The 18,140-nt window shown below is 36.3% G+C and carries 16 protein-coding genes; 15 read left to right on the top strand and 1 reads right to left on the bottom strand.

All coding sequences use genetic code 11. The features are described from left to right. The first annotated feature begins 213 nt into the window (after positions 1-213). From ACZOVS_RS08755 to ACZOVS_RS08685, 15 genes are all read left to right on the top strand, one after another. Positions 214-471, top strand: coding sequence for a phosphopantetheine-binding protein (locus ACZOVS_RS08755; RefSeq protein WP_483996851.1), 258 nt, complete (start codon positions 214-216; stop codon positions 469-471). A 2-nt stretch (positions 472-473) separates the two neighbouring features. Beyond that, positions 474-1,679: a beta-ketoacyl-[acyl-carrier-protein] synthase family protein gene (locus ACZOVS_RS08750; RefSeq protein WP_483996850.1), complete on the top strand. Its 1,206-nt coding sequence runs from the start codon at positions 474-476 to the stop codon at positions 1,677-1,679. After that, positions 1,679-2,656 carry a beta-ketoacyl synthase chain length factor gene (locus ACZOVS_RS08745; protein ID WP_483996849.1) on the top strand — a complete coding sequence of 326 codons (978 nt, stop codon included), beginning with the start codon at positions 1,679-1,681 and terminating at the stop codon, positions 2,654-2,656. The genes ACZOVS_RS08750 and ACZOVS_RS08745 overlap by 1 nt, the downstream gene beginning before the upstream one ends. Further along, entirely contained in the window at positions 2,650-3,006 is a 357-nt protein-coding gene (locus ACZOVS_RS08740; RefSeq protein ID WP_483996848.1) for an EamA family transporter, read from the top strand. The genes ACZOVS_RS08745 and ACZOVS_RS08740 overlap by 7 nt, the downstream gene beginning before the upstream one ends. Before the next feature lie 3 nt (positions 3,007-3,009). Beyond that, positions 3,010-3,645, top strand: a complete 636-nt coding sequence (locus tag ACZOVS_RS08735; protein WP_483996847.1) for a LolA family protein — start codon at positions 3,010-3,012, stop codon at positions 3,643-3,645. A 5-nt stretch (positions 3,646-3,650) separates the two neighbouring features. Further along, positions 3,651-4,013 (top strand): ApeI family dehydratase, encoded by a 363-nt coding sequence (locus ACZOVS_RS08730; RefSeq protein ID WP_483996846.1) that lies wholly within the window; start codon positions 3,651-3,653, stop codon positions 4,011-4,013. Further along, entirely contained in the window at positions 4,003-4,755 is a 753-nt protein-coding gene (locus ACZOVS_RS08725; protein ID WP_483996845.1) for a glycosyltransferase family 2 protein, read from the top strand. The genes ACZOVS_RS08730 and ACZOVS_RS08725 overlap by 11 nt, the downstream gene beginning before the upstream one ends. Further along, on the top strand, positions 4,748-8,275 hold the full coding sequence (locus tag ACZOVS_RS08720) for a 1-acyl-sn-glycerol-3-phosphate acyltransferase (RefSeq protein WP_483996844.1): 3,528 nt from the start codon (positions 4,748-4,750) through the stop codon (positions 8,273-8,275). Before ACZOVS_RS08725 ends, ACZOVS_RS08720 begins: the two co-directional genes overlap by 8 nt. Further along, positions 8,265-9,764, top strand: a complete 1,500-nt coding sequence (locus ACZOVS_RS08715) for a phytoene desaturase family protein (RefSeq protein ID WP_483996843.1) — start codon at positions 8,265-8,267, stop codon at positions 9,762-9,764. Before ACZOVS_RS08720 ends, ACZOVS_RS08715 begins: the two co-directional genes overlap by 11 nt. A 92-nt stretch (positions 9,765-9,856) precedes the next feature. Continuing rightward, positions 9,857-11,137 carry a B12-binding domain-containing radical SAM protein gene (locus ACZOVS_RS08710; RefSeq protein WP_483996842.1) on the top strand — a complete coding sequence of 427 codons (1,281 nt, stop codon included), beginning with the start codon at positions 9,857-9,859 and terminating at the stop codon, positions 11,135-11,137. A gap of 4 nt (positions 11,138-11,141) precedes the next feature. Continuing rightward, positions 11,142-11,504 (top strand): hypothetical protein, encoded by a 363-nt coding sequence (locus ACZOVS_RS08705; protein WP_483996841.1) that lies wholly within the window; start codon positions 11,142-11,144, stop codon positions 11,502-11,504. Between the two features lie 2 nt (positions 11,505-11,506). Next, a complete protein-coding gene (locus ACZOVS_RS08700; protein ID WP_483996840.1) occupies positions 11,507-12,367 on the top strand; it encodes an alpha/beta hydrolase in 861 nt (286 codons plus the stop codon). Between the two features lie 7 nt (positions 12,368-12,374). Then, the gene (gene flxY / locus ACZOVS_RS08695) at positions 12,375-13,676 is read left to right on the top strand and encodes a flexirubin biosynthesis putative acyl-CoA ligase FlxY (RefSeq protein WP_483996839.1); all 1,302 of its coding nucleotides are present in this window, start codon (positions 12,375-12,377) and stop codon (positions 13,674-13,676) included. Between the two features lie 11 nt (positions 13,677-13,687). Further along, positions 13,688-14,821 (top strand): 1-acyl-sn-glycerol-3-phosphate acyltransferase, encoded by a 1,134-nt coding sequence (locus ACZOVS_RS08690; RefSeq protein WP_483996838.1) that lies wholly within the window; start codon positions 13,688-13,690, stop codon positions 14,819-14,821. A 403-nt stretch (positions 14,822-15,224) separates the two neighbouring features. Beyond that, positions 15,225-16,049 (top strand): serine hydrolase domain-containing protein, encoded by an 825-nt coding sequence (locus ACZOVS_RS08685; protein WP_483996837.1) that lies wholly within the window; start codon positions 15,225-15,227, stop codon positions 16,047-16,049. A gap of 2 nt (positions 16,050-16,051) precedes the next feature. Here the strand turns inward: ACZOVS_RS08685 and ACZOVS_RS08680 are convergent, their stop codons facing one another. After that, the gene (locus ACZOVS_RS08680; RefSeq protein WP_483996836.1) at positions 16,052-17,983 is read right to left on the bottom strand and encodes an ABC-F family ATP-binding cassette domain-containing protein; all 1,932 of its coding nucleotides are present in this window, start codon (positions 17,981-17,983) and stop codon (positions 16,052-16,054) included. Positions 17,984-18,140: the final 157 nt, after the last annotated feature.

Here is an 18,140-nt window from a genome sequence, read left to right as displayed (position 1 = left end):
ATATTTTTAATAAGTTCGATATGTCTGTTTTATTATATTACTGTCTCGATATTAACGTCAATATTTTTCTACTGTATAGAAAAAAGACAAATAAAATACAGTTACGAACATAATAATTACCATTGCATCAAGTCAACATCAATGACATTGAACGTAATAATGACGAAAAATAGATGTCGTGGTTTATCGTTAAATTTTTAAAAATAAATTTATATGGAAGAATTAATTCTTAAATTAAAAAATGAAATCATCGAAGTCCTGAATCTTGAAGAAGTAAAACCTGAAGATATCGATGAAAATGCTGCACTTTTCGGAGAAGGATTAGGTCTTGACTCCATAGATGCATTGGAACTCATAGTATTAATGGAGAAAAACTACGGTATCAAGTTACAAGACCCGAATCAAGGTAAAGAGATTTTCAAATCTATTGCCGTAATGGCTGATTATATTAATAAAAACAGGACTAAATAAAAATGGCAGCAGTCTATGTCACAGGGACCGGTATAGTCACCGGATTAGGATACGGGAAACGTGTCACCATGGAGGCATTGCGCAAACATCAAAGTGCTGTCTGCGAGATTAAATATCTCGATACCATACATCATGAATTGCCCGTCAGTGAGGTGCCTTTCAGCAATGATGAGATGATGCATATTCTCGGTATAAACGACAATATACCAATGACTCGAACAGCATTGATGGGCAGGTTGGCATTAAAAGAAGCCATGGAAGAGGCAAGTCTCGACCCTCAAAAACAAAAAACAGCCCTGGTGTCCGGCACCACAGTTGGAGGAATGGACAAAAGCGAGAAATATTATCCCGACTTCCTCTCCAATGACAGTAAGAATATGTATATCAGCACTCATGACTGCGGAACATGTACCGAGATGATTGCCGGACAATATAATGGTTTTTATATGATGACGACATTGTCAACAGCATGCAGTTCTGCCGCCAATGCCATCTTGATAGGTAAAGAATTGATAGAGACCGGACGTGTAGATGTTGCAATAGTAGGAGGCAGCGAATGTATCACCAAGTTTCACCTCAACGGCTTCAACACCCTGATGATATTGGATAAAAACAACTGTCGCCCTTTCGACAAAAGTCGTACCGGACTGAATCTCGGAGAGGGTGCTGCATATTTGGTACTCGAATCGGAAGAATCTGTCAAAAGACGCAATGTCAAGCCTCTATGTCTGCTCTCCGGTGTAGCAAACCATTGCGACGCTTTCCATCAGACAGCATCAGCACCCGACGGAGAAGGTCCTTATCTCGCCATGACTGATGCCCTTAAAGATGCCATGTTGTCACCCGGCGATATAGACTATATAAATGCACATGGGACCGGTACCATACATAATGATTTAAGTGAAGGCATTGCCATAATGAGGGTATTCGGTGAAAAGATTCCGCCTACTGCATCTATAAAAGCTTTTATCGGTCATACAACAAGTGCCGCAGGCAGCATAGAAGGAGTGATATCGATATTATCTCTCATTGAAAACTATCTACCTGTTAATCTTAACTTTAAAGAAAAGATAGATGAGTTGTCGTTTACGCCTTGGCACGACGACACCATGACTCACAGACCTTTGCGTCATTTAATGTCCAACTCTTTCGGTTTCGGAGGCAACGACACTTCTTGTATTTTTTCCAAATTAAAGGAGGAACAATAATGAGTGTATTCATAGCATCATGTGCTCAAATATCGATACAAAAACCTCTCAGTGACGAGTGGTTCTACATGCCTGTACATTATGATGAACCTTTTGTCAGAGCCATAGACCCCGATTATAAACCTTTTATCAATCCCATAGCAGGTCGTCGTATGGGGTTGATAATGAAACGTGCCATCGCTACATCTATGACAGCACTCGCCGATGCTTCTTTGGTACAGCCTGATGCCATAGTCACAGCTACAGGACTCGGCTGCATAGAAAATACGGAAAAATTTCTTAAGACTTTGTGTTATGAAGGAGAATCCTGCCTTCAACCTACTTATTTCATCAACTCAACACACAACACCATAGGCTCTTCCATCGCCTTGCATAAAAAATGCCATGGATACAACAATACTCACGTGCACAAAGGCATTTCTTTCGAGAGTGCCCTGCTCGATGCCATGCTTCAATTCGAACTTGGCAAAATTGAAAACGCTCTCGTCGGAGCTTATGACGAAATGACTCAAGATTATTATCATCTACTCGATAAGATAAATATGTGGGATGGAACTTTCGCATCTGAAACAGCGGTCGCCATTGTGTTGAAAAAGAATGGAGACATCGAACTTGTAGATTTGGATATTTTATATAAACCTGAAAAACAACTACTAATCGATAGAACAAACTTGTTATGCAATAAAAAAGGAATATCAACAGAAAATATTGATTTGTTAGTAACAGGCAAGAACAACAACAAAGAAAACAATGCCGTTTACGAAGCTTTTGAAAAGTCAATCGGTTTGGAAAACAAATCTGAGACATATAAAAATATATTCGGAGAGTCTTTTACATCTTCTGCCTACGGTTTTTACTATGCCTTTGCATGTCTTAGAAAAGGCAGGTCTCCACAAGGCAAAGATGCAAATAATATATTGATTTACAATCATTATAAAAACATTGACCATTCTTTAATTCTATTATCAAGATGTTAAGATTTATTGTCATAGCGATATTGCAAAGCATATTTTTGTCATCGGGACAAGTCTTTCTAAAACTTGCAATGAAAAGAATCGACGTTTTTGAATGGTCATGGGTGTTTTTTAAAAATTTACTTCTCAACTGGCCACTTGCAGCATGTGGTTTAGGATTTGGTGGCGCCACCGTATTATGGCTTTACATGTTGCGTCATTTCGATTTCTCGCTTGCTTATCCCATCACAAGCATAAGTTATGTCTTTGGCATGATAGCTGCAGCCTTAGTGTTTCACGAATCCATTCCCGCCACACGCTGGATTGGTGTTGTTTTAATAGTTTTTGGTGTATTTTTCCTTGTAAAACAATAAATTATGAAGAAAACATTATCACTTTCAATGATGATTATGCTTTTATCCTTGACATTGTCTGCCCAAAATCAAACTGTTACCGATGTTTCTGAAATAGAAAATATCATAACACTATTCTCAGAAAATATCAATAACATAGATAATATGCTTTGTCATTATCAATATGAAAAATCCGTTTCCATGCTTGAAGAGACAATACAAAGTTCCGGCACTGTAGCATATATGAAAAAAGGTAAACTTTACTGGAATTCTGAGAACAACAACTCATCTTTTCTTTTGATAAATGACAGTATTAAGATTGTAAATAAAGATAACTGTAACGTTACAACAACAGAAAATCATCCGTTATTTAAAGAAATAGCAAAAATAGTATCGTCAGGTGAAGAAAACGGTTTTGTTTTTGACAAAAACACATTCGAAACAGTCTTCTCTAAAGATACCGATGCCGTCACAGTACAAATGACACCTAAAAAGAAACGCCTTAAATCATTGTTTAACAGCATCCTGATAATTATCGACAATGATACAATGACAATCCAAAGTATCGAAATAACCGACGTTTACGGAGACATGGCGAAAATCATCTTGTCGGATGTTGTATTCAACGCTCCTGAAAACGAGCGGTATTTTAAATTTTAAATGTCATGTTGAATTCCTTATATACATATACAAAAGAGAGCGAAACGGTATTCAAAGTCCATCTGAATCGAGACAATATCATCTTCAAAGTCCATTTTGAAGGCAATCCGGTGTTGCCGGGAGCTTGTATGGTCGAAATCACACGCAAACTAATGGAAACGATAACAGGCAGACCATTATATATCATAAAGATAAAAAATCTTAAATTTGCCAATATGGTGACGCCGGTCAATAATCCCGACATACTGTTTCACTTTGACATTTCAAACTGTAAAGATGACACAACCGAAAGTAAAGTGCAAATAACAGATACGGAAAACAAACAATTATTTGCGAAATTATCATTAACGTTGAAAGATGTTGCGTGAGCCTAAAATATGTATTGTCATACCCTGTTACAATAATGTCGGGACAATAGCCGAAGTAGCCTTGGCTGTTAAGCAATACCTTGATGATGTTGTTGTCGTCTGCGATGGTTGTACCGATGGCAGCGATGCTGAAGTGTTAAAGATTCAAGACAAGGTAACTTGCATCTCATACACCCCGAACAAAGGTAAAGGTCATGCCATAAAAACCGGAGTGCTATACGCCATACAACACAATTTCGACTATATGATTACCATTGACGCTGACGGACAACATTTTGCGTCAGACATACCTCTATTCATAAAATCAATAAAAAACAACAATGGTGCCATGATTATCGGAAACCGTTTCCTAAAACAGGAAAACATGCCGGAAGGAAACACTTTCGCCAACAAATTCTCGAATTTTTGGTTTGCTTTACAGACAGGCATATATCTTCCTGATACTCAATCAGGTTTCAGAGCCTATCCTCTTAATATGATTGCTTCCATGCATTTGTTTACAAGCCGTTATGAGGCAGAATTGGAATATTTGGTACGTTTGGCATGGCAAAATGTCAAATTCGTAAATATTCCAATACAAGTTTATTACGCTCCTGCCGGCGAGAGAGTGACACATTTTCGCAAAGGTGCTGATTTCATAAGAATCTCTATGATGAATACCGTGTTATGCCTGCTGTCTATTGTTTACGGTTATCCGTCAAGATTAATCAGATATATTTTCAACGGAGGTCGCCATGAATAAATTCTTCCTTCGTCTTTTTGACTTCTTCAAGACAAGAAAAGTCCTGCTTTTTAGTTTGGTAACAACACTTATTGTTCTGTTGACTGTAAGCGCACTCAATATGAATTTCAATGAAGACATATCAGGTTTCCTTCCAAAAGACAAACAAAACGAGCAAATCAACTATGCTTACACACATATTGGTGCATCAAATACAATAATAGTTTATTTTTCCATGCGCGACAGTCTTACAGACGGAATCGATGTTATACCAGAAGCAATAGAATATTTCATCAACACCTTGAACAACAATGACATAAATAAATATAGCAAAAAGATTCAATACACTGTCGATGAATCTGCAATAATAGAAAAGATGAATTTTCTTTCAAAAAACATTCCATATTTTCTCGACAGAACAGATTATGAACGTATTGACAGTATTATCATCAAAGAAAACATTATTAAACAATTAGGATACGACAGAAATATACTTGGCAGCATACAAGGAAGCATTATGAAAGGTGTCATAAGCAATGACCCGTTGCTCATATCGTCGGAGTTACTTGCAGGATTAAACAGTTTCCGCATGAATGAACAGTTCACAGTATCAGATGGATATATTTATACTGCCGATGGAAAAGAAGCTATTGTAAGAATAGAATCCGGATTCCCATTGAGCGAGACTGCCAACAACAAGGTTCTCATCAATATTATCGACAAAAGTGCAAAAGACACTGAAGATGTTTACAATGATGTCACTGTCAAGCCATTTGGAGCGGCATATATATCAGTCGGCAATGCCGATCAAATCAAACATGACAGTATAGTAACTGTCAGTATTGCCATAATTTTTATTGTCATCATCTTGTTTTATTCATTCCGTTCCTTGAAAATCATCATCTCTTTGCCTTTGACAATATGCTTTGCCATGCTTTTCGCTTTAGGGATAACCTCTTTGGTATATCACGAAGTATCTCTCATTGCTATCGGCATTTCCTCAGTAATCATTGGCATTGCCGCCAACTATCCGCTGCATTTTCTCGACCATAAATATCATCTTTATTCTACACGTCAGACTATCAACGATATAATAGAACCTCTTACTATAGGCAACATCACAACGGTAGGAGCTTTTCTCAGTCTTCTGTTCATCAGTTCTCCTGCAATGAAGAATCTCGGCTTGTTTTCTGCATTATTACTTGCCGGAGCAATATTATTCGTTCTTATCGTCATTCCACACATAGTACCGGAAAACCATAAATGCTATTCAAAAAATCCCAAACGTTTGTTCAAAAGATTCACAAATATATCTTTTGAAAACTATAAACCATTGATATTCATAATTTTTGTTTTAACAATTATTTTTCTATTCTTTGATAAAGCAAAATTTGACGCCGACATGAGTAAAATAAACTATATGACTGATGAACAACGTGTCATGATGCAAAAACTTACAAAAGATACTGAAGATTCCGACATGTCCTTGTTTATTGTTGCAGAAGGTAACGACATAAACTCGGCATTATGCGAATATGAATCTATATATAATGATTTACAAGAACTTACAACAACACACAAAGACATCAGACTCACTTCAATAGGGTCTTACATACCTTCAAAAGAAAAACAGAAAGAACGACTTGCATTATGGAAAGAATATTGGAATGATAAAAATATATATCCTATTATTGAAGAAGCTGCTGTACAACAAGGCTTTAAAAAAGATGCATTTACAGGTTTCAAACAACTTATCGACAAGGATTACGAAGTAAAGGATATGGACTATTTTGCACCATTATACGATGACCTTGCCGAAAACTACATTTTAAACGAAGCAGATAGAGCTATGGTTTTCAGTGTATTACATGTAAAACCGGAACAATGTGCCGCAATTATGGACAGTCTGAAAAACGACACCCGTTTTTCTTCCGACAAGGTGTTTTTATTTAATCAGCAATCCATTATGACGCAAATAATAGAATCTTTATCAGAAGATTTCGATTTGGTATTAATTATTTGCAGTTGTATAGTATTTTTCTTCCTGTGGCTGTCGTTCGGACGTATCGAGCTCACCTTATTATCATTCTTACCATTGGCAATCAGTTGGATATGGATACTTGCGTTAATGCCTGTCTTCAACATGCAGTTTAATATCGTCAACATCATCTTGGCAACCTTTATTTTCGGCATGGGAGACGACTATACGATATTCATGACTGAAGGCTGCATGTACGAATTTCGTTATGGCAAAAAAATGCTCAGCACATATAAAAGCACAGTGGCATTATCAGCATTGATAATGTTTATTGGAATAGGAGTGTTGATCTTGGCAAAACACCCGGCCATGAGACAATTGGGAGAAGTCGTGATATTAGGCATGTTTGCCGTGGTGATGACAGCCTTTGTGATACCTCCTTTTTTCTTCAAATGGTTGACAACAAAAAAAGGCGTTCCTCGCAAAAATCCCATTACCTTAAAGAACCTGTCCCTTACCGTTTATTCTTTCACAGTATTTATTATCGGCACATTATACCTCGACATATTGGGATTCATTCTTCTCACTATCGGAAGAAGAACCGATAAGCATCTTCTAACATATCGTATTCATCTTCAACATATTTGTCATTTCGTCCTTAACAGAATACCCATGAGTTCCTTCTCTCTGAGAAATGAATCAGGAGAAGAAAAACCTTTTGACAAACCGTCCATAATAATAAGCAACCATCAGTCTCATATCGATTTGATGGCAATATTATCTCTGACTCCTAAAGTGATAGTATTCACAAACCATTGGGTATGGAACTGTCCTTTTTACGGATGGGTAATTCGCCATGCAGGATTCATACCCACAGAAGACTTTGATTATGAGAACCTTGATTATCTTAAAGAGATGGTAAACAAAGGATATTCCATTTTCATCTTTCCGGAAGGAACACGTTCGGAAGACAGGTCTGTTTTACGCTTTCATAAAGGTGCTTTCTATTTGGCAGAACAACTTGGCCTTGACATTCAGCCAATCATGTTGCACGGGTTTGGATATAATCTGCCAAAAACAAATTTACTTTTAAAAAAAGGTCCCCTTAATACTGTGATAATGAAAAAAATATCACTAAAAGGTAAAGAATATCAAAATGTTTGCAAAGAAACCCGTAAATTATATGTCCAAAAGTATTCTCTCTTATGCAAGGAGATTGAAACAGCAGATTACTTTGCCGACGAAGTGATAAATAATTATTTATATAAAGGTAAGGAAATAGAAAAACGTGTAATCACAGCATTAAAGAAACATGACAATTATAAAACGGAGATTGCCATGATACCCCCAAAATGCAATGTCCTGTTGACAAACTGCGGTATAGGAGCTGCGTCACTGTTGGCCGCATTAGTTTGTAAAGACACCATCATCAATGCTTTGATAGAAGAGGAAGAATATTACTTTACAGCTCTAAACTGTGCCTCAGTACCTAATAACTTACATTATATAAGGAAAGAAGAAAACGTTACATACGATTATATCATTGACTGTCATGGAGAATAAATACGAAGTTGTCATCATCGGCAGTGGACTTGGAGGATTATCCACTGCATATATATTAGCAAAACATGGATACAAAGTTGCAGTCTTCGAAAAAAACACTCAATTTGGAGGATGCTTGCAATCTTTTGTCCGTCAGGGAGTTAAATTTGAGACGGGAATGCATTATATCGGCAGCATGAAAGAAGGTCAGATATTGCACCGCTACTTTAATTATCTTTCTTTGCTCAATGACATAGAATTGTCTCCATTGGACCCGACAGGATATGATATCATATCTTTTCGTGATGACTTGTATCATTTTGCCAATGGTCATTGCAATTTCATAGACACTCTTTCAAAAAAATTTCCCCAAAACAGAAAAGACATAGAAAATTATGTGGATACTTTACACAAAATCACCTATAATTCTCCATATTACTCATTCAAAGATTTCGACAACATAAACCTGATTGACCCTGAACACGTAAAGATAAGCGTAAATAATTATTTAGACGGAATATCCAACAATGAAACACTTAACAACATTTTGGCCGGCAACTCACCTCTTTATGCCGGAGTAAAAAACAAGACACCTTTATATATTCATGCCCTTATCAGCGATTTTTATATCAACAGTGCCTACAGAATAGTCAACAGCAGCGATACTATTGCAAAATCATTGATAATATCGTTGAAAAAGATGGGTGCAGACCTATACAACAATGCTACTGTAAATAAAATAATATGCGATGACGAAAAAGCAGTGGCGATACGATTAAATAATGGCGAACTAATTGATTCTAAATACATTATTTCTGATATACATCCTGAAACATTACTTGACATGATTGATTCCCATCTTATCAGAAAAGCATACCGTCAAAGAATTTGCAACATGCAACAAACTGTATCCACTTTTACAGTATATATAAAATTCAAAGACAACACAGTACCTTATCTTAACAGTAATTTTTTCAAATATAGGAGCAGAAATGTTTGGGATTGCGAAACATACAGTGACAACATCTGGCCAAAAAATTATCTATACATGCACCAGTGTTATGAAAAAAATCAGAAATGGGCAAAAGGAGCTATATTATTTGCATTTATGAAATACTCCGATGTATTACGATGGCAAGGCACTACTGTAGGCAGACGCGGTACCGAATACGAAACGTTCAAAACAATTAAAGCCGATAAATTATTGGCTGCATTGGAGGAAGATTTCCCGGGCATCAGAAACAACATAGAGAACTATTGGACATCAACTCCTTTGACGTATCAAGACTATACTGCCACAAAAGAAGGTTCTACATACGGTGTCTTGCGTGATGTCACATCTCCTATGCAAACATTTATTTCACAACGTACTAAAATTCCCAACTTGTTTCTCACCGGACAAAACACCAACTCACATGGCATTCTCGGCGTCATCATAAGCGCCATAATAACTGCCGGAGAACTTGTCGGGCGTAATACTCTTATTAATGAATTAAAAAATATTTACTGATTTTTTTTGTCATATTTTTATCTTTGCCAATACAGACTGACTTGTTAAAAAAATGTGTTATTTTTTTATATATTTGCATAAAATATCAAAAAATGAAATGTAAACTTATTTATCCTAAATGGAATAAACTTCCCGGACAAACGACATTTAACCTCCCACCTCATGGACCTGTTGTTTTTGCAGCAACACTACCGGATTATGTGGAAGTATCTTTTACCGACGAAAACGTGGAAGTTATTAACTTTGAAGAAGAATGCGATTTTGTTTGCATCTCCATGATGCTGTCAACACAAGTAAAACGAGGCTGGGCAATAGCAACAGAATACCATAATAGAGGTAAGAAGGTATTGTTTGGCGGAATATCCACAATGTTGCATGCAGAAGAAACACTTCAATATGCCGATTCTATTTTCTTAGGAGAAAGCGAAGGTCGTATGGATGAAGTGATGGCCGACTTACGTAATGGCAGATTGAAAAAAGTTTACAATTTCATGGGCAAACAGCCTCCTATTGAACTCGTCGGTCCTGCTCGCAGAGACCTGTATAAAAAAGACCTGTATAATCACAAAGGTGTTCAAATGGTTGACCTTTTCCATGCTTCCAGAGGTTGCCGTTTCAGTTGCTATCCTTGTGCCGTTTCTTATCTCGGAGGCAGATGTTTTCGTCCCCGTCCTATGGATAAAATAATAGAAGAATTAGCAACAATAGACAATAACAGACTTTTTGTCGTCGATAACTCATTAGCTCAAAATAAAGAATGGGAAATGGAACTTTTTAGAGAGATGATTCCATTCAAGAAAAAATGGATCAGCCACACCATAGAAGACGATTCTCAAGTGCTCGACCTTGCCGCTCAAGCCGGTGCATGGTACGTATATCAAGCAATATATGATACCTCAGATTATATAAAAGAACGTGTCAAACGCTATCATGATTATGGCATAGGTGTGGAAGGTACTATTTTATTGGGGCTTGATAATCAGACAGAAGATGACATAAAACACTTGATAGACTTCCTATTGGAAATTGACCTCGACTTGGCAGAATTTACCATACTATCTCCATTCCCTCATACCAAAGCATACGACGACCTGTTAAGGCAGGGCCGTATCTTTGATTTCGATTGGGATCACTATAATGCCGGTCAGGTTGTTTATCATCCTAAAAACATGACTGCAGAAAAATTGCAGGAATTGTATGACTATGCATGGGATACATTTTATAAAAATGAGTCTCAGGAACAAAAAATGTTTAAACTTTTTACCAAAGTAATGTTGCGTGAAATGGAAGACGGCACTTATCATCCTCGTAACAGACAACTCGCCAACAAGTCTTTTGGTAAAGAAGTGATAAGAAATATTAAAAAAAATTAATAATATGAAAGTTTCACCTACATATTATGATGAGATTTTTCCTTTTAACGGACAATGGGACATGCCGTCATCATGCGGATTGAAAATTCGTAATATCAATGGCAAGACTTATGTCATTGTAACAGAATTATATCAAGATAATCCTGGAACTTCGGTGACATACGCAGGGAAATCTTTGGCAGAACAGATATGTAAAGCTAAAAACTTGAACATAAACGAAATAGTTTATGTTGAATGTAACCCTGACACTAATTCAAAGCTTTCTTTCTATGATGAAGAATATTTTCTGGTATCATTTGACGGAGATATTCCAACTTACCATCAACTAACACCGGAGGAAGTATTATTCTTATTCCCAAAAGAATGAAAATGAAAAGATTTATAATATTATCGATATTCTTTACCGTATGTTTCAGCCTTAATGCTCAATCTAAAATTGACATTTGGAAAGATATTGAAAACATGAAAGGCAATAAAACAATGATGTTGGTATATCCGGCAGCAGCAAACAACAATACTGGTGCTGCAGTTGTGATATGTCCCGGTGGCAGTTATCATCATCTCGGAATAACTCGAGAAGGTAAAATGGTTGCCGAATGGTTCAACAAAAAAGGGGTATCTGCCTTTGTGCTGTGTTACCGTACTGCAGGAAAAGGTTACCATTATCCTGCTATGATGGAAGACATTCAGCGTGCCATACAATTGATTAGAGACAACGCCGACAAACATGGTATTGACACCGATAAAATTGGTGCAATAGGATTCTCTGCCGGCGGTCACCTTGTCACTATGTCAGGAGCATTTTCCAATCACAACTATTTGTCTGACATTGGAATACAAACAGAAACAAATCTTCGACCCAATTGGATAGCTGCCATCTATCCTGTTGTTTCCATGCAAGACAGCATTGCTCATCAATGGTCTCGAAAATCATTATTAGGAAAAGAAAATATAACAAAAAAGAATAAAGACCTTTTCTCTATGGAATTACAAATACCTGATAATATGCCCCCAACTTTTATATTGGCTTCCAAAGATGATGACGTGGTAGATTACCGCAACAGCATGGCATTAGATAAAGCTTTAACGAACAAAAATATATGTCATTCTTTTCTACTCTTAGATACCGGAGGACATGGTTATGGGATGAAAGACACCGATTTTACCGTTTCTTCACAATGGAGAGAAAAACTTTATGAATGGTTGATTTCCATTAATGTTTTGAAATAAAATTATTATGACAAACAAATATCCCCTTATTGAATATCAACCTCTTGATGTAATAAAGAAATATCAGGAAGTAAGATTATGTGAGACAATGGAATATCTTAACGCAAAATCACCGTTTTATTCCAAAATGTTTAATGATAATCATATAGATATTGAAAAAATAAAAACCATAGAATCGTTACAAGAAATACCTTTCACTGAAAAAAAAGACCTGCAACTATATAACGAAGATTTTATTTGCGTTCAAAAGGAAAAAATAATCGATTATATAACCACCTCCGGTACTTTGGGAGATCCTGTTACCTTTGCATGTAGTGAAAAAGACTTACAACGATTGGCATATAATGAGAAAATATCATTTATTTGCGCAGGATTGAGACCCGGCAACATTATGCAACTCATGACTACCATAGACAAAAGATTTATGGCAGGATTGGCTTATTTCCTGGGTATCAGGGATTTGGGAGCAAGTATTATACGCGTCGGTAACGGAATACCTGAACTACAATGGGACACCATACGTCGTATCAAACCGGACACCATATTATGTGTGCCGTCATTTATATTACGACTGATACAATACGCTGAAGAACACGGCATAGATTATAAAAACTCTACTATCCGTCGTATCATAGGCATTGGTGAAGGATTACGAGACCAGAACTTCAACCTCAATCTTCTCGGCAAGAAGATAAAAGAGAAATGGGATGTACAACTCTTCGCCACATATTCATCTACAGAGATGTCAGCCACTTTCCCGGAATGTGAATATGGCTGCGGTGGTCATCATCATCCAGAACTAATAATAGTAGAAATAATTGGCGAAAACGATGCTCCCGTCAAAGATGGCGAAGTAGGTGAAGTGGTAATAACGACTCTCGGTGTTGAAACCATGCCACTGTTGCGTTTCAGGACCGGAGACATGGCAAGCATTCATACCGAACCTTGTCGCTGTGGTCGCAAGTCTTTCCGTATCAGCCCTTTGGTAGGACGTAAGAACAATATGATAAAATTGAAAGGTACCACATTGTATCCTCCTGCAATATTCGATGTACTCGACAATACCGAATATGTTGAGAATTATGTAGTTTATATAGACTATAATTCTACCGGTACCGATGAAGTATTAGTAAAAATAGGATTACGTCATACACCTGAATTCGATGTGGTGAAAGAACTCAAGGACCGTTTCCGTGCTCGTATAAGAGTGGCTCCTGAGATAGAAATAACCCCAGCTGAAATAATACAAAAAATTAACTTTCCGGCAACAAGTCGTAAACCTGTGAAACTAATTGATAACCGCAAATAATATCATTATATATGAATGAATTTGACAACATAAAACCATATTCCGACAAAGATGTCCCTGCCGCAATCAAAAGATTAGCTGATAATGAACTGTTTCCTGCAATAATCCATTATCTTTTCCCTGATAGGAACTTTGAAGAATATCGCAATGAATTTATCAATATAAAAACTGTTAAAGAGTTTCAAGTAAAATTCGTATATTCTGCAATGAAATCCATTATTAAAAATACATCAACAGGATTTCATTATTCAGGAGCAAACAATATCGATAAAGACGACTGTCATGTTTATATAAGCAATCACAGAGACATAGCACTCGATGCCGCATTGTTCGATTGTGTCCTTTATGAGAACAACATCGATACTTGCGAAATAACATTCGGAAACAATTTGATGCAAGGTGATTTCATAATTGATTTTGGTAAAATAAACAAAATGTTTCGTATCATGCGAGGCGGCAATGCTCATGACTTCTACAAACAGTCAATCGAGGTATCTCAATATATTCGTTATACCATCTTGGAGAAAAAACAATCTATCTGGATCGCTCAACGCAATGGTCGTACCAAAGACGGCGACGACAAAACAGAACTTGGCGTACTGAAAATGCTATCTCTTGGTAGTAAAAGCAACTTCGTTGAAAATTTCAATGAAATTAATATTTTGCCAATCTCAATATCATACGAATATGAGCCATGCGATTTCATGAAAACGCAAGAACTTTTTATCACAAAATACCAAAAATATGAAAAAGAACCCGGAGAAGATATGAAAAGCATCCTAAATGGCATCAGTCAGAAAAAAGGCGAAATACATCTTTCAATATGCCCTCCCATCATAATAGAAGAACTTGAATACTGTGACAGATTCGATAAAAACGAAAAATTCATACAACTTGCAAAGATAATAGACGATCGAATATACAGAGATTATAAATTATTCAAGAACAATTATATAGCACATGACCTGCTAAATAAATCCTATCGCTATGAAAATCATTATTCAAAAGAAGATAAAGAATCTTTCATACAATATAAAAACAATGGATTAAGCCAACTTAACGGAGATTATGATGAACTGGAACAAATATTTTTAAAGATTTACGCTACACCCGTCGATAATTGTGAAAGATTTAAAAAACATTAATATATTACATTACAATATAATCAAACATTTAAGACGCATTAACGCGTCTTTTTTCATGCAATTTTAATGTTAAAACGATTTATTTCTCTTTCAATTTGTGATTTTAAGTTGTTAAACCCACAATTGTCAGAAAAATGAATAATACATTATGAGATCTTTATCATTTCTTATATTCATTCCCTTATTATTATCATCTTGTTATTTAGAAAACATTCTTTCATATAAAATACCGAGCATAGAAGATCAATTTTATTTCGATAAAATCAACATTGATTGCAGTGAAAACCCTTCATATTTTCCATAAGATACAAATTCTTTGCCATTATTACCCAAAATATACCACAAAGCAACAAGTAACAATACATTAGAATCTTTTTTGGTAAAAAAAAGAACCCTCTCCTTCTTGATTTTACGTAATGACACTTTAATTTTCGAACGTTATTACTATGATACCGTTCAATATCCGGTCATTCCAACTTTCTCAATATCAAAAAGTTTTGTTTCCACATTAATCGGTATAGCTTTAGATGAAGTTTTTTTTAATAGTTTGAATGAACCTATTACATATTACGTTCCGGAATTAGACAGCAATTACAGGAATATCACCTTACAAATGCTACTTGACATGCGTTCCGGGCTTGATTGTCACGGATTTATCAATGGTGTGCCAAGAATATATTTCAGCAAAGACCTTAATAAAGATATAAATAATTATTATCTCAGAAACAAACCCGGTTCTGAGTTTAATTACTTGAATATAAATACATTATTATTAACCATTGCATTAGAAAACGCCACTTCGACAAATACTGCAAACTATTTGGAAGCTAAAATTTGGAAACCTCTCGGAATGGCAAATCCGGCTACTTGGAATGTCGATGACACCGGACAAATCAAAGGGTTTACAGGATTAAACGCCTCTCCTATGGATCTAATACGTTTTGGCAATCTTATTTTGAAAAATGGCGTGTATAACGGACAACAACTGATTCCGTACAATTGGTTAACCGAATGCATGACCATTCATAACGATTCCAAAGACAACAACGGCTATCATTATTCTTACAGTTGGAGAATTACAGATAAAGGTAACTATGCAGCTACCGGTCTTTTAGGACAATACATTTTCATCGTCCCATCAAAAAATATCGTAATTGTTCGTACCGGCGACTCTTTCAGTCACTTTAACTGGATACAATTTTTAGAAATATTATCTGAGACACTATAAACTCAGAATTTTTCAAACTCTTCCTGCTTCTCGCTCCACTTATCAATAAGTTCCTGCAGAAATTCTTTCTTTTGAGAATATCTCAAATACCATTTATCATCTGTTATAATATCCGGATGAGAGTGAGGATTTAATAAAACCATCTCCATTTCCGCCAACTCTTTTTCAATAGACTCGATCTCTTCCTCTATTTTTTTAACCTCTCTTCCAAGTCGTTTTTTCTCTTTGTTAATTTGTTTATTAGCTTCGTAATCAATTCTATTCTGCGATATTGACTGAGGAGACTGCTTGGGTATGTTATTTCTTTTATTCAACTCTTCCAACTCTGAAATTTTCTTTGCCTCCATAAAGTCATAAACATCACCAATATATTGTTTTATATGAGGTTTCTTAAACTCATATACTTTATTGGTAAGTCCTTGAAGAAAATCACGGTCGTGCGACACTACTATCAATGTTCCGTCATATTGAATAAGTGCAGATTTCAGAATATCTTTCGACAGCATATCAAGATGATTGGTAGGCTCATCGAGAATCAACAGATTTGTTGGAAATAACAACATTTTGGCAAGTGACAAACGAGCTTTCTCGCCTCCGGAAAGCACTTTGACTTTCTTGTCAATATCCTCACCACTAAAGAGAAAAGCCCCGAGCAAGGACTTTACCTTGACACGCATATCACCTTTTGCCACATCGTCGAGTGTCTCAAAAACAGTTTTCTCCGGGTCAAGCATCTCATGCTGATTTTGAGAATAATAACCTATAGAAACTAAGTGTCCCAATTTAACCTCGCCATCATGATCCAAAACACCGGCAATAATCTTCGACAAAGTTGATTTTCCTTCACCATTACGTCCAACAAAAGCAATCTTTTCACCTCTTGTAACAATAAGATTAATATCATCAAGGACCTGTTTCTCTCCATAACGCTTTGAGACATGCTGTAATTCCAATGTTATCTTACCGGAATGAGGTGCAGGTGGAAAACGAAAATGTATTGCAGATTTATCTCTATCGTCAACTTGAACCATATCCATGCGTTCCAAATATTTCACACGAGATTGCACCTGTTTTGCTTTTGTTGCCTTATAACGAAACCGTTCAATGAAAGCTTCAATATTTTTTATTTCCTTCATCTGATTGTCAAGAGCTGCCTTTTGAAGATCTATACGCTCCTCCCGACGCTCTACAAATTCCGAATAAGAACATTTATAATCATATATCTTGGCCCCTGATATTTCTATTGTCCTTATAGTAATATGGTCAAGGAAAGCACGGTCGTGTGATACCATAAGTACTGCACCATAATAAGACTTCAAAAACGACTCGAGCCATTGTATTGATTCTATATCAAGATGATTTGTCGGTTCATCCAACAGTAACAATTTAGGTTTCTTCAACAGTATCTTGGCAAGTTCTACACGCATCTGCCAACCATTGCTGAATTCCGTCATTGATCTTGTCATATCATCATGTTCAAAGCCGAGACCCACAAGGATACGTTCCGCCTCCCCCTCAATGGAATGACCTCCCAATAGAGCGAGACGCTCGTTCAAGCTGCTCATCATCTCAATCTGTTTTTGATAAGACTGTGATTCATAATCAGTACGGCTTATTATATCCTGTTGAATATCAAATAATTTCTTCTCTATTACATGATACTCATCGAAAGCTGTCATCACTTCTTCCATGACGGTCATGGAACTATATATATTTTTTTCTTGCGGCAAATATCCTATACTTACATCATCCGACATCACGACATCACCTTTAGTAGGTTTCTCAAGACCACAAATAAGACGAATGAGTGTTGTTTTTCCCGCTCCATTTTTACCGACAAGACCTATTCTGTCTTTCTCACGTATCATAAAGCTGATATCGCTAAAAAGGTCTTTTCCAGTATAATGTATGCTAAGATTCTGTATTGAAATCATGATGCAAAGATATGGATTTTTATCTCAAATAAGAAATTTTCTTTTTTAACGACATCAAAAAAGGGGACGCTGTTGCGTCCCCTTTCTCTTCTTAATCATACTCGATGATTATTTGATAACGGTGATCCTCTTCACTGTCACTCCGCTCTCGCTTACT

It is taken from the genome of Candidatus Limimorpha avicola (assembly GCF_056978975.1).
The sequence above is the reverse complement of the archived record's forward strand: the minus strand, read 5'-3'. Positions and strand labels throughout refer to the sequence as shown.